Origin of the sequence: Vibrio sp. 10N.222.49.C12 (genome assembly GCF_041475025.1) — a bacterium.
GTDB lineage: Bacteria > Pseudomonadota > Gammaproteobacteria > Enterobacterales > Vibrionaceae > Vibrio > Vibrio crassostreae_C.
The window spans coordinates 63,435-76,289 of record NZ_JBFRVF010000025.1; the positions used below are offsets into that span (position 1 = coordinate 63,435).

The 12,855-nt window shown below is 45.3% G+C and carries 9 protein-coding genes; 7 read left to right on the plus strand and 2 right to left on the minus strand.

Features of this window, described 5'->3' with window-relative positions; translation table 11 throughout:
• The 6 genes from AB4583_RS08865 (at position 1) to AB4583_RS08890 (ending at position 9,660) form a co-directional block, all read left to right on the plus strand.
• Positions 1-453: a beta-galactosidase subunit beta gene (locus AB4583_RS08865; protein WP_372117052.1), complete on the plus strand. Its 453-nt coding sequence runs from the start codon at positions 1-3 to the stop codon at positions 451-453.
• 141 nt (positions 454-594) lie between these two features.
• Positions 595-2,019 carry an amino acid permease gene (locus tag AB4583_RS08870; RefSeq protein WP_372117054.1) on the plus strand — a complete coding sequence of 475 codons (1,425 nt, stop codon included), beginning with the start codon at positions 595-597 and terminating at the stop codon, positions 2,017-2,019.
• Between the two features lie 573 nt (positions 2,020-2,592).
• On the plus strand, positions 2,593-4,026 hold the full coding sequence (locus AB4583_RS08875; RefSeq protein WP_372117056.1) for an amino acid permease: 1,434 nt from the start codon (positions 2,593-2,595) through the stop codon (positions 4,024-4,026).
• Between the two features lie 427 nt (positions 4,027-4,453).
• Positions 4,454-5,518 (plus strand): protein YgjJ, encoded by a 1,065-nt coding sequence (ygjJ, locus tag AB4583_RS08880; protein WP_004734431.1) that lies wholly within the window; start codon positions 4,454-4,456, stop codon positions 5,516-5,518.
• A 15-nt stretch (positions 5,519-5,533) separates the two neighbouring features.
• Positions 5,534-7,927: an alpha-glucosidase gene (ygjK, locus tag AB4583_RS08885; RefSeq protein WP_372117058.1), complete on the plus strand. Its 2,394-nt coding sequence runs from the start codon at positions 5,534-5,536 to the stop codon at positions 7,925-7,927.
• A 392-nt stretch (positions 7,928-8,319) separates the two neighbouring features.
• Positions 8,320-9,660, plus strand: coding sequence for an MATE family efflux transporter (locus AB4583_RS08890; protein ID WP_372117060.1), 1,341 nt, complete (start codon positions 8,320-8,322; stop codon positions 9,658-9,660).
• Positions 9,661-9,927: 267 nt separating this feature from the next.
• On the opposite strand, the gene AB4583_RS08895 is transcribed toward AB4583_RS08890, so the two are convergent.
• On the minus strand, positions 9,928-10,854 hold the full coding sequence (locus AB4583_RS08895) for a LysR family transcriptional regulator (protein WP_017060808.1): 927 nt from the start codon (positions 10,852-10,854) through the stop codon (positions 9,928-9,930).
• Positions 10,855-10,955: 101 nt separating this feature from the next.
• On the opposite strand from AB4583_RS08895, the gene chrA reads away from it, so the two are divergent.
• The gene (gene chrA, locus AB4583_RS08900) at positions 10,956-12,101 is read left to right on the plus strand and encodes a chromate efflux transporter (RefSeq protein ID WP_372117062.1); all 1,146 of its coding nucleotides are present in this window, start codon (positions 10,956-10,958) and stop codon (positions 12,099-12,101) included.
• A 68-nt stretch (positions 12,102-12,169) separates the two neighbouring features.
• Here the strand turns inward: chrA and AB4583_RS08905 are convergent, their stop codons facing one another.
• Positions 12,170-12,853 carry an OmpA family protein gene (locus AB4583_RS08905; protein ID WP_065584023.1) on the minus strand — a complete coding sequence of 228 codons (684 nt, stop codon included), beginning with the start codon at positions 12,851-12,853 and terminating at the stop codon, positions 12,170-12,172.
• Positions 12,854-12,855: the final 2 nt, after the last annotated feature.

A 12,855-nucleotide genomic window follows, 5' to 3' on the forward strand; every position in this document is an offset into this window, starting at 1 on the left:
ATGATCGTTTTAGAGAACTTAGAACAATTTAAAGTCGTCTACCGCGATGGTCGTAAATGGCAACGCTGCGTAGAAGCGATTGAAAACATCGGCAACATCAAAGGTGGCGTGATGTATTCAATTGGTGACTCACTGGCTTACATGATTGAAGACGGCGTGGCTCGCAACACAGAAAACTTCACCGGTAATCGTCGTTACTTCGACGTGCACTACTACCTAGAAGGCCGTGAAACGGTTGAATTCGCAGCGAAATCAGAGCTAGAGCAGATCCAAGCTTATAGCGATGAAACCGACCGCGAACACCTAATGGGGAACGGTGAAACTCGTGAGCTAGCTGAAGGCCAAGTGGCGATCTTTGACAACAGCAAAGCTTACCGCTTTCACGGTGACAACCGAGTTCGCAAAGTGGTACTGAAAGTGACCATTGAAGACGGTTACTTCCTCAATAAATAACAACAACCCTATCTATTCACAGTATGTAACGAGCCTTGCCGTTCAAGGCTCGAGCATACTGAACAAAGCCTCAATGCTTCCTCCCTACAAGGAAGCATTGAGAAATAACGACTATAATTACGTGATTCCTCGGAGGACACTATGTCTGAATCTGTACGCGGTAAGTTAGGCAAATTTGCCCTGCTTTCCATGACATTTGCAGCGGTATTTAACGTTCGCAACATTGTAAACAACAACATCGAATTGGGATTGAGTTCCGCTCCTATCTTTTTGCTTGCGACCCTTATTTACTTCATTCCGTTCGTGTTCATCATTGCTGAATTCGTATCAGCAAATAAAAATTCCGAGTCAGGCATGTACGACTGGCTTAAAAAACCGCTAGGCTCAAAAGCAGCCTACCTAGGTTCGTTCCTATACTGGTTCGTAAACCTTTTCTGGTTTGTATCCCTGCTACCAAACGTAATCGCCTATGCGTCTTACGCGATGTTGGGCTATGAATACGCCTTCTCGCCAGTCGTCACATCGGCTATCTCGATTGCTCTGTTTGCTGCAGCAACTCACATCTCAACCAAAGGCGCGAGCTGGCTAGGTAAGATTGCCGAGATCGTGGCCTACGGTGCATTCGCTCTGTTTGCAATCTACGTTATCGGTGCACTAATGGCACTGGGCGGCAACCATGAGCCAGTAGAACCAATCACGCTTGAAGCAATGACACCGACCATCAACTGGGCAACGCTAGGTATCATGTGTTGGATCTTCCAAGCAGCCGGTGGTGCAGAAACAGCGGCGGCTTACCTAAACGATGTGAAAGGTGGCCATAAGTCTTTCATTAAAGTAATCATCGGTGCGGGTATCGCTATCGGTTCTATGTACGCTATTGGCTCACTACTGGTAAACGTGTTCGTTGCTCGTGAAGACCTAACGTACGCAGGTGGTATGGTTGAAATCTTCACTGGTATGGCTCAGTTCTTCAACATCTCTGAATCTATGACAGGTCGCTTCGTTGGTATCGTTCTGTTCGTTGCTATGTTTGGCTCAATGATGATGTGGACAGCAGCACCAGTTAAAATCCACTTCTCTGAAATTCCGAAAGGCGTTTACGGCGAGAAGACAACAGAGCTAAACGAACATGGTGTTCCAGTTCGTGCAGCATGGTGGCAGTTTGCGTTCGTATTCGTGATGCTTGTGGTTAACGGCTTCGGGTCTGAATCAGTACAAGACATGATGAACACAGCAATCAACCTAACAGCGGGTACCGCAATGCTACCGCCTATTTTCATCATGGTGGCGTACTTTGTGTTCCGCTTGAAGCATGACGATACACCGCGTGATTTCCGTATGGGTACTCGCACTCAAGGTATGGCAGTGGTATCGGTACTGATTGGTATCTTCATTGTGAGCATGACAGCATCGGCATTCCCGACAGGTGTTGACCTTGTTCAAGCCTTCTTCATCAACGTCTTCATGACAGCGGTATTCTCTGGTATTGCATGGTGGTGGATCTCTCGCTTTGAAAAGAAGCAAGCAGGTAAAGAAGCAAAGCTAGAAACCGCTAAGCAATCGTAGCACTCTGCATCCCCCCCAACTTTAAAAGCGCCTAACAAGGCGCTTTTTTTGTTTTAAATCAGACAATTAAAATCAATCCCGAGAAATAAAAACGGCGTTCCGTCAAGGTTTCAGTTCACGAAAAACACCAATTAATAGGTAATAAAACTCGAATAAAAACCAAGGTAAAATATTAACTAAATTTATTTACTCAAGGTCACATATTTGATCAATTTCGATTAACTTCCCGCCGCTTAATCTTTAATCTTCTTGCTGAAGAGACAAACTGATTCATATAAAAAAAGCGGCAAAAACCCCCTACAAGCCCTATAAATCGTCGCTCATGAAACAAGCAATCTCTTCAATGAACTTCTTAATCTTTAACTCTTTGTTTTGGTAATAAGTTTACTGAAATACCAAAGAAAAAAATCCCAAAGAAGTCCGATCGTAAATCTATAAAAACAACAATGAGCCAACCCTGACAAAACAAAGCGGGTGTTTGCCAAACCAACATAACAATAAAAGTGCGGCCTAGAGCTTCCCTCTCTAGGACCAAGTTATAACGATCATCAACGTGATTCACCGGAGAACATCATGTCCGAAAATAAACGCAGTACGATAGGCAAATTTGCCCTACTGTCTATGACCTTCGCGGCGGTATACAGCTTCAATAACATCATTAATAACAACATCGAGATCGGCCTTTCCTCAGCTCCGATGTTCTTTCTAGCAACCATCTTTTACTTTGTGCCATTTTGTTTGATCGTTGCAGAGTTTGTGTCACTGAATAAAGACTCTGAAGCGGGTGTTTACTCTTGGGTTAAAAGCTCTCTAGGCGGCCGCTGGGCGTTTATTTCAGCTTACACCTACTGGTTTGTTAACCTGTTCTTCTTCACCTCTCTGCTCCCTAGAATCATCGCTTACGCGTCGTATGCGTTCTTAGGTTTTGAGTACATATTCACGCCAATGACCACCGCAATTCTAAGTACTATTTTGTTTGCGGTCGCGACTCATATCTCGAATAACGGTGCGAAATTACTGGGCCCTATCACCTCACTAACATCATCACTGATGCTGCTGCTAACGATGTCTTACATCTTGCTATCTGGCGGTGCTTTGGTAGGCGGTATCGAGCCAGCTGACCCAATCACCATTGAAGCCATGACACCAAGCTTCAACTGGGCATTCCTTGGCGTAATCACTTGGATCTTCATGGCGGCAGGCGGTGCAGAATCGGTCGCGGTTTACGTTAACGACATCAAAGGCGGTCACAAGTCTTTCGTTAAAGTCATCATCATTGCCGGTATCTTCATCGGTGCGCTTTACTCGGTAGGATCTGTGTTAGCAAACGTGTTTGTTTCGCGTGAAGAGCTTAAATTCACAGGCGGCTCAGTTCAGGTATTTGAAGGGCTAGCAAGACACTTTGGCCTGTCTGAAATCTTGATGAACCGTTTCGTTGGTGTGGTTTCATTCACGGCGATGCTGGGCTCGCTACTAATGTGGACAGCAACACCGGTTAAGATTTTCTTCTCTGAAATCCCTAAAGGTATCTTCGGTGAGAAAACCGTCGCGCTTAACAAGCAAGGCGTTCCAGAGCGTGCGGCATGGGTTCAGTTCTTGATCGTGATTCCACTGATGTTCATCCCAACGTTGGCGTCCGATACGGTTCAAGATCTGATGAGTACCATTATCAACATGACAGCTGCAGCATCGATGTTGCCACCGCTATTCATCATGATCGCGTACCTTAATTTACGTTTGAAGTTGGATCACTTACCTCGTGATTTCAGAATGGGCTCACGTATGACAGGCATTACCGTGGTCTCGATTCTGATCGGCATTTTCACTGTTGGCTTCTTTGCGTCAACCTTCCCAACAGGTGCTGACATCATGACCATCATCTTCTACAACGTGGGCGGGATTGTTATCTTCCTTGGCTACGCGTGGTGGAAGTACGGAAAATATGAAAAAAGCTTATCTCCAGAAGAGAAAAAACTAGAAGCAAAACCTGAACCGGCGAACGCTTAGTTTACCCTGCACTCTGATTTAAACTTCGGGCACTCTGACTTAAACTTCAGGCACTCACATTTGGTGAGTGCCTTTTTATTTGTCGGTACATTTCCACTAACCATCTCGATTAAATCAAAGCCATTCAAGAATCAAAACATTCGAACCAACAATCTAACCACCCATCAAACAATTCACCTCCCGAATACTTACAACCCTAGCCATACCTCTGCAAATTCAACTGAAAGTCAAAATAAAAACAAAGTAAATATTTACTAAAAATAGATCACACTTTTAAACTTAATTAATTTTAAACATCAAAATTATCATTAATATTGGTTTTGCGATCGTAAGTAACCTGACCAATACGCCTTGAAGAGCACCCCATATTAGAAGTCAGAACTGCTTGCGAACCTTCATTTATAACCCCGACACAGAAGTGATTAAAATGAAAAGTAGTTTTACTAAAAACACTCTTATTACAAGCTGTATTCTTGCTGCCTTAAGTACCACTGCCCACGCGGAAGAGTCCGCAGCAAACCACAGTGATACTCAGCCTCCTCAGACAGAAACTGAAACCCTATTTAACTTTTATGGTGAGCTTGGCCTTGGTGGTCACGTGGCACTCGAAGGTGATGATAAAGGCCGCTACGCAGACGGTACTTACATTGAAGCTGGCTTGGCTATCGAGCACGGTAATTGGTTTGGTCTTGCTTATATGGAGGGCTGGACAGTACAAGCCGATGACGAAGGCAATGCTTGGGCAACGGGCCACGGCTGGGGCGGTTTTGAAGGTGGTTTCAACCGCTTTTACGCTGGCTACCGCACAGATAACAAAACAGAATTCATGATTGGTCGTATGGACTCTTCATTAGATGACGTTCAATGGTGGGGTGACCCTACGGTTGAATACGGCTACGCGATCTCAAACACGCGAGACGTGCACCTTGGTGTGAAGATTCAAAACCTAGAAGGCAAGCTTCGCTACAGCGTTTCTTTCGCGCCAGAGTCTGACTTCTCGGAAGACGATGCTCTTGTTCACTTCGGTAAATACGACAGCTTCGCAGACCAATGGAAAGATAAGAACGCCATGGTCAATGGTTACCTTCAATACGATCTGACCGACGACTTAACCCTAATGGGTGGTGGTGAAGTTCGTAACAACGATGGTGGTGAACTATTGCTATTGGGTGCTGAGTACAAAAACTTCGCCACTCGTGTTTGGCACGATACAGATAAAGGCAACCAAGAGTCTTTCGGTAGCGAGTCTGGTATTCAAACCAGTGCATGGTACGAAGCGGCACAAGGCGTTTACCTATCTGCAGCCTACAACTACGCAAACTTTGACGGTGACAATGGCGACAAAGAAATCACCTCTTACATCAATGCTGGCGTTTGGTATGAATACGGCAACGGCGCGTTTGCGACTGCTTTCGATAGCCGCTTTGGCGTAGGCAGCGACACTGAAATCGGCGACGCTCAGGTGTTCGCAATGCAATACTTCTACTGGTAATAACAGGAATTGATCATGAAACTGAATAAATCATTCGCAGCTCTCGCTATCGGTGCAGCCCTTGTCGTTACTGGTTGTGCTTCAAACTCAATCTCTGGCTCAGGCTCTGACACAGAGCAACTGCAAGCCAACGAATTTAAGAACGTTATCGATCGTACTGGCTCACCTGAATACATGCGTGACTACGACTTCGATGACCACCAACGCTTTAACCCATTCTTCGACCTAGGTGCATGGCACGGTCATCTGCTGCCAGACAGTGCAGAAGGCATGGGCGGATTCCCAGGTACAGCACTGCTTACCGAAGAATATATCAACTTCATGGCTGATAACTTCGACCGCCTAAGCGTGTTCAAAGACGGCAAAAAAGTGGCTTTCACTATGGAAGCTTATAGCCTACCGGGCGCATTGGTTCAGACGCTAAAATCTGACGATGTGACCGTAGAAATGACGATGCGTTTTGCTTCAAACCGTACCTCTCTGCTAGAAACAAAAATCACTACCGACTCACCGGTTGAATTAGTGTGGGATGGTGAACTGCTAGAAAAGACGCACGCCAAAGAAGGCGTGGCACAAACCGACAAAACAATCGCTGAAACTTACCCTGAGTATGACCGTCAAATCGTCGCAACCGACGATGGCCTAAAGGTGACCTTCGGTAAGGTTCGTTCGACATGGGATCTACTGACTTCTGGTGAGTCTGAATACCAAGTTCACAAGTCGATTCCAACGAAAACCACGGTTGATGGTTTAGCGTTTACTTCAACGGCAAACATTGAAGCATCGACGACTATCTACACCACATACTCGCATGTTCTAACGGCAGAAGAAGCGCAAGCGGAACAGCCTGAAATCAAAAAGATCATGGCAAACCCTACCGACTTCTTAGCCGCATCAGCAGAACGTTGGGAAGGCTATCTTGAGATGGGTTTAACCAACCCGAACGCGACACCAGAGCAAGAGCGTGTTGCGGTTAAAGCGATGGAAACCCTAAACGGTAACTGGCGTGGCGCTGCAGGTGCGATGGAGTTTGACTCTGTGACACCATCCGTGACGGCGCGTTGGTTCTCGGGCAACCAAACTTGGCCTTGGGACACATGGAAGCAAGCCTACGCAATGGCTCACTTCAACCCAGATGTAGCGAAAGATAACATCCGCGCGATGTTCGCTTACCAAATTCAGGCTGACGATGCCGTTCGTCCTTGGGATGAAGGTTACGTGCCCGATCTACTCGCTTACAACCTAAGTCCAGAACGTGGCGGCGATGGCGGTAACTGGAATGAACGTAATACCAAACCAAGCCTAGCAGCATGGGCAGTAATGGAAGTCTACAAAACCACCAGCGACGAAGCTTGGCTACAAGAGATGTATCCAAAACTAGTGGCATACCATGATTGGTGGCTACGCAACCGTGACAACAACGGCAACGGTGTTCCAGAATACGGCGCAGCACGCGACAAAGCACACAACACACCTGAAGGTGAAATGTACTTCACCGTGGTTCGTGGCGATAAACACGAAACAGTCGTAGGCCAAGCTGAACTGGATAAAGTGGTAGCAGAAGGCAACTACGATTACATCGAGAGCCCAGCTCAAACCGCTGCGTCTTGGGAATCAGGTCGTGATGATGCAGCAGCCTTCGGTTTCATCGATAAAGACCAGCTAGACGCGTACGTTGCTAACGGTGGCAAGCGCAGTGATTGGGATGTTGAATTCGCTCAAAACCGCGCTGAAGACGGCACTTTGCTTGGCTATTCATTGCTGCAAGAGTCCGTTGACCAAGCAAGCTACATGTACAGCGATAACAAGTACCTAGCAGAAATGGCTGACATTCTAGGTAAAGACGCAGAAGCGAAAGAGTTCCGTGAAAAAGCAGAGCACCTATCGAACTACATCAACACCTGTATGTTCGACGAAGGCACTAACTTCTTCTATGACATTCGTATTGAAGACAAGCCTTTAGCCAATGGCTGCGCAGGCAAACCGATTGTCGAGCGTGGGAAAGGCCCTGAGGGTTGGTCACCACTGTTCAACGGTGCAGCAACACAAGCTCACGCTGATGCCGTGGTCTCTGTGATGAAAGATACCTCAGAGTTCAACACCTACGTTCCACTGGGCACAGCAGCGCTTTCTAGCCCAGCATTTGGCCCAGATATTTACTGGCGTGGACGTGTATGGGTAGACCAGTTCTACTTCGGCCTAAAAGGTATGGACAGCTACGGCTACCGTGACGATGCGATTGAAATGGCAGGCGCATTCTTCGACCACGCCGATGGCTTGGTACAAGACGGCCCTATCCGTGAGAACTACAACCCGCTAAACGGTGAACAACAAGGTGCTCCAAACTTCTCTTGGAGTGCTGCCCACCTATACATGTTATACAACGATTTCTTTACTGACGCAGAGTAAGTAAAAACCTATACCTGTCTTCTGAAATTCAATGAAAATCTAACCTCATAAATTTCAGACTTTGGCACTCAGTTTCTCGCTGAGTGCCTTTTTTATATCTGAAGTAACGTAAGGGAAAAACAAGCACTTAGACCATTTGGCCTACCATGATCCTTTTACTCTGTTCGTTGTACTCAGCTAACACAGGCAAGCTTTTACTCACAAAAAGCAAAGAGTGCTCTTGCTATGAAATCCCATTCAAAAATTTCATCACCCTCACTGAAATATTGAATTCTGAAGACTTATTCGAATTTTATTTATCCTTATTAGCCTTCCGGACATTAATTTGATAGTCGTTTACTAAATAATAGCTAAACTATAGCGTCGCCTACCCCTTTTTTGAGAAAACCTAAATGCCTAATGCTGATTCCACCCTAAACAAACGTATGGGAATCGTTGCGCTCACCTGGCCAATTTTTATCGAAGTTCTTTTAAGAACCGCACTCAACACCAGTGATGTATTCATGTTATCGGGATACTCGGACAAAGCCGTGTCTGCCGTTGGTGTTATTTCTCAGATATCCTTTTTCCTGATCATTGTCTCGACCATGGTCAGCAGTGGTACGGGTATTCTAATCGCGCAATACAATGGTGCTTCCCGCACTCAAGAGAGCGCTCACGTGGGTGTAGCAAGTATCATTCTGGCCATTATTGCCGGTGTGCTACTGAGTGTGATTGCCGTTCTTGTTGCTGAATATTTTATCCCGCTTTATCAACTCGAACCTCAAGTCGAACAGTACGCGCAAGAATACCTGTTCATCAGTGGTGCTCTCACCTTCAATGTAACCATAGGTGTGGTTCTCACCACTATTTTGCGCAGTCATGGCTATTCAAAGTCACCGATGGTGATCAATATGATTGCAGGTGTCATCAACGTATTCGGTAACTACTGTGCCTTATATCAACCTTTTGGTTTGCCTGTATACGGCGTGCAAGGGGTTGCGACCGCGACCGTCATTAGCCAAGTAATCGGAATGTTGATCTTGATTGGTGTGGTCAGAAGCAAAGGGGTTTATCTACCAGTGAAGCAGTTTAAATCTGTGCCGAAAGCCATCTATCAAAAAATCATGAAGATCGGCTCGATGAACGCTGGAGAAGTGCTCTCTTATAACATGGCTCAGATCAGCATTACCTTCTTTGTAGTGCAGATGGGTACGTCTTCACTGGCTGCGTTTACTTACGCACAAAACATCGCTCGCCTCTCTTTTGCGTTTGCACTGGCAATTGGTCAAGGCAGCCAAATCCAAACAGGCTATTACATTGGTAAGGGTTGGATCGACGAGATTACCAAGCGCGTGCAACGTTACTTTGTGGTTGGCTTTATCGCGTCAACCGCGATCACCTGCATGGTGTATGTGTTCCGTTTCGAAATTCTCGATCTGTTCACGCAAGATCCAGAGATCATTGCGCTAACGGCGGCACTGATTGCAGGTTCCATCATTCTTGAAGCTGGACGAGTATTTAACCTTATCTTTATCTCTTGTCTAAAGGCTGCTGGCGACATTAAATTCCCGATCAAAATGGGCATTCTCAGCATGTGGGGCATTGGGGTTGCCATGAGCTATTTGCTTGGCGTGCATTGGGGTTATGGCGTATTGGGTGCTTGGATGGCAATCGCGATGGACGAGTGGTTCCGTGGAATCATCATGGCCTATCGCTGGCGAGCTAAGAAATGGACTCGATTCTCTTTTTAGGTTGTTGATACGTCGAAATTTATCTCGACCAAAAGAAAAAAGCGCTAGGGGGAGCTAGCGCTTTTAAGACCAACTAAGTCCGTTTAGCCTGGTAGATTTTTAAGCTATATCATGAGGATATAACCAATTTTTTTACTTAGGTAAATCAAAATGCCTATTCTTTACGACTGCCTTGAGTCGTAAATTAAGTATAGTCGGGTTCTTATAATAAACCGGATTTTTCTAAAATTAATTCATATGAATTTGACGATTAACCGACACAATAAACTATTCGGAAATCACAGATGAGATTGCATTAGTAATCAACTTTCTAAGTAGTTTATTTTTATCATCTAAATGCTTTGCCTTTCTATAAACAAGCTGGATATCAAAATCTGGAACATCAATAGGTGGCTTCACAGCTAGTAAGGTTTCTTCACTATCAATATCCTTGCGCGCGACTAGCTTGGGGACAATACACAATAGTTCTCTGCCACGAATGAGTCGTTTAACAGTTAAAAAGTTACTGGAAGATATCGCGACTTTCCGGCTTAAGCCGAGTTCACCTAAACGAGTGTCCACTCCCGTCTTTAAAGCCCCTGCAGGGGAAACAAGCGCGTGCTCGACAGCAACAAATTGTTCTAGCGACATCGGCTCCTCAATAGATAGAACCGATTGATCAAGTAAACAAACATGTTGCTCCGTATACAAATGCTTTGTTCGATATTGCTTTGGTACCTCACCAAAGCTGCCTATCGTCATATCAAGCTTGGCATCGTCAAAGACTTGCTGATAGTTAGATCGATTTACGTTGAACAACGCAATTTGAGAATCAGGAGAGGACTGTTTAATGAGATCAAACAACACTGGAGCAAACATCTGCTCGGCATAATCGGTAAGACCAATCTTCCAACTGCCTTTGTAAGTTGTTGCATCAAATGATTTAGAGAGTAGTACTTCAGATTGAATGGTATTGAGCAAGGCATCGACAGTACTGGATAATTCAATCGCTCTATCCGTTGCTTCCATCTTGCTACCTACCCGCTCAAACAGAGGATCATCAAACAACTTTCGAAGTCGTTGAAGGCTATGACTCATTGCAGACTGACTGACATAACAGCGCTCAGCCGCTTTACTTACACTGTTCGTTTTGTATAACGCTTGCAGAGCTATCAATAAGTTAAGATCGATACCTTTCCAGTTAAAATCAGCCATCCAGAAGAACCTATTTCATTAATAGTTATAATTAAAACAATTAATTTGAATCATAGTGCAAGTCACCATAAATTACGCTAAACATTTATCTGGAATCGATCATGCTTTCAATTTTTAAAACCTTTTTCTGGCTTGGCTGGATTAGCTTCGGTGGACCAGCGGCACACATTGGCTACTTCCGTAAAACCTTTGTTGAGAAACTGAATTGGTTATCCGACGAAGAGTACGGGCAAATTGTCGCCCTCAGTCAATTTCTGCCGGGCCCAGGTTCAAGCCAAGTTGGCTTTGCGGTTGGCTACAAAAGAGGTGGCTTAACGGGTGCGATTGCTGCGTTTATCGGCTTTACTTCCCCGTCTGTCATCTTAATGTTGATATTAGCTTTGGTGAGCAATCAACTATTGGAAGCACCTCTGTTTAATTCAATCATTCACGGTTTGAAGCTACTCGCAGTGGTGGTGGTTGCTGATGCCACATTTGGCATGTACAAAAACTTTTGCCAATCGAAAGTCGCGACCGCTTTATGTGTCATGACTGCCGTGGTTCTCCTGTTGCTTCCTGGGATCTGGCCACAAATCTTGGTACTTCTATTTGCCGCAATCATTGGCAGCAAGTTTTTGACCTCACAAGACATCAAAACGGTTCCATCAACACACAAGATCTCCATAACACCGCTCGTTATTTTTGTTGCGCTGTTGGTTAGCCTTCCTCTGTTCAGTGCATACTCTCAAGGTATTGAAGTATTTGGTCTGTTCTATCAAGCTGGCAGCTTAGTATTCGGCGGCGGCCACGTGGTACTTCCGTTGCTACAAAATGGTATTGGTGACCAACTGTCTCAAGATGCCTTCCTAACGGGCTATGCTGCAGCACAGGCTGTACCTGGTCCTATGTTTACCTTAGCGACATACCTAGGCTATGTATTAATGCCATCGGCACCAATTACTGGCGCTTTGTTGGCGACAATCGCCGTGTTCTTACCGGGCTTCTTATTACTACTGGGGGTATTGAAAAACTGGCAGGCGATTGCAAGCAAACCTTTAGTGGCAGGCGCTCTTACTGGTGTGAATGCGGCGGTTGTCGGTTTGTTATTGGCGGCACTATATCAACCGATCTTCACAAGCGCAGTAAGCAGCGGCATAGACTTCGCTCTGATCATTGTTGGTGTGTGGTTATTGAAAACAATGAAGATGCCGATTGTATGGATGGTAGCTCTGTTTATTGCAATAGGGTTTGGACTCGGAGTCATTTAATATAATGCCCACTAATTCTAATTAGTGGGCATTATAATTTTCGGATTATGCGACCGTTGAGATAGTCGTTATTCTTCTATCTGTGTAGAGGTTGGACTGGCATCGTCTTGGTTAAAAGACTCTGGGGGAATATACACATCAGCACGTCTGTTTTGAGCTCTACCTTGAGAAGTTTTGTTACTTGCGATTGGCTCAGACTCACCCAAAGACTTCAATGTCATCTTCTCTTTTGAAACCCCATAAGTAAAAAGCTGTTCAGAAGTGCTTTGAGCTCGATCTAGCCCCAAACCTTGATTGTAAGCTTCACTGCCCACCCAATCGGTATGACCTTCAACCGTCACTAAGTAGTCATTGTCTGCGAGATGTTTTGCCACATCAGCAAGCACTTCACGAGCAAGAGGGGTCAGATAATAACGATCAAAGGCGAAGTTAACACGAGCAACGAGCTGCCCTTTGTCACTATCGAAGCTAGCAATACCAAGGTTTGATATATAAGTGAGACAATCACTTGGATCAGTGATCAACTGTGAGCGCTTAAGAAGCTCCCACTTGAGAGCTGGATCATGACTTCCCTCATGAATTTGCCAATAGCCATCACGATGACTAGCCACCCCTTGAACTTCACCAATTTCGATGGTGTGAGAATACTCTGAAAAAGTATTCCCACAATATTCTACTACCTGATCACTAATCTCCTGCCCATAACTAGAGAAAGAAACAAGCATACCTAGTGCTAGCATTGTATTTTTCATCT

Coding starts and splice junctions, on each gene's coding strand:
- AB4583_RS08870 (WP_372117054.1), top strand. CDS start 595: ATGTCTGAATCTGTACGCGGTAAGTTAGGCAAATTTGCCCTGCTTTCC.
- AB4583_RS08895 (WP_017060808.1), bottom strand. CDS start 10,854: ATGGCTGATTTTAACTGGAAAGGTATCGATCTTAACTTATTGATAGCT.
- AB4583_RS08905 (WP_065584023.1), bottom strand. CDS start 12,853: ATGAAAAATACAATGCTAGCACTAGGTATGCTTGTTTCTTTCTCTAGT.
- AB4583_RS08890 (WP_372117060.1), top strand. CDS start 8,320: ATGCCTAATGCTGATTCCACCCTAAACAAACGTATGGGAATCGTTGCG.
- AB4583_RS08875 (WP_372117056.1), top strand. CDS start 2,593: ATGTCCGAAAATAAACGCAGTACGATAGGCAAATTTGCCCTACTGTCT.
- chrA (WP_372117062.1), top strand. CDS start 10,956: ATGCTTTCAATTTTTAAAACCTTTTTCTGGCTTGGCTGGATTAGCTTC.
- ygjK (WP_372117058.1), top strand. CDS start 5,534: ATGAAACTGAATAAATCATTCGCAGCTCTCGCTATCGGTGCAGCCCTT.
- AB4583_RS08865 (WP_372117052.1), top strand. CDS start 1: ATGATCGTTTTAGAGAACTTAGAACAATTTAAAGTCGTCTACCGCGAT.
- ygjJ (WP_004734431.1), top strand. CDS start 4,454: ATGAAAAGTAGTTTTACTAAAAACACTCTTATTACAAGCTGTATTCTT.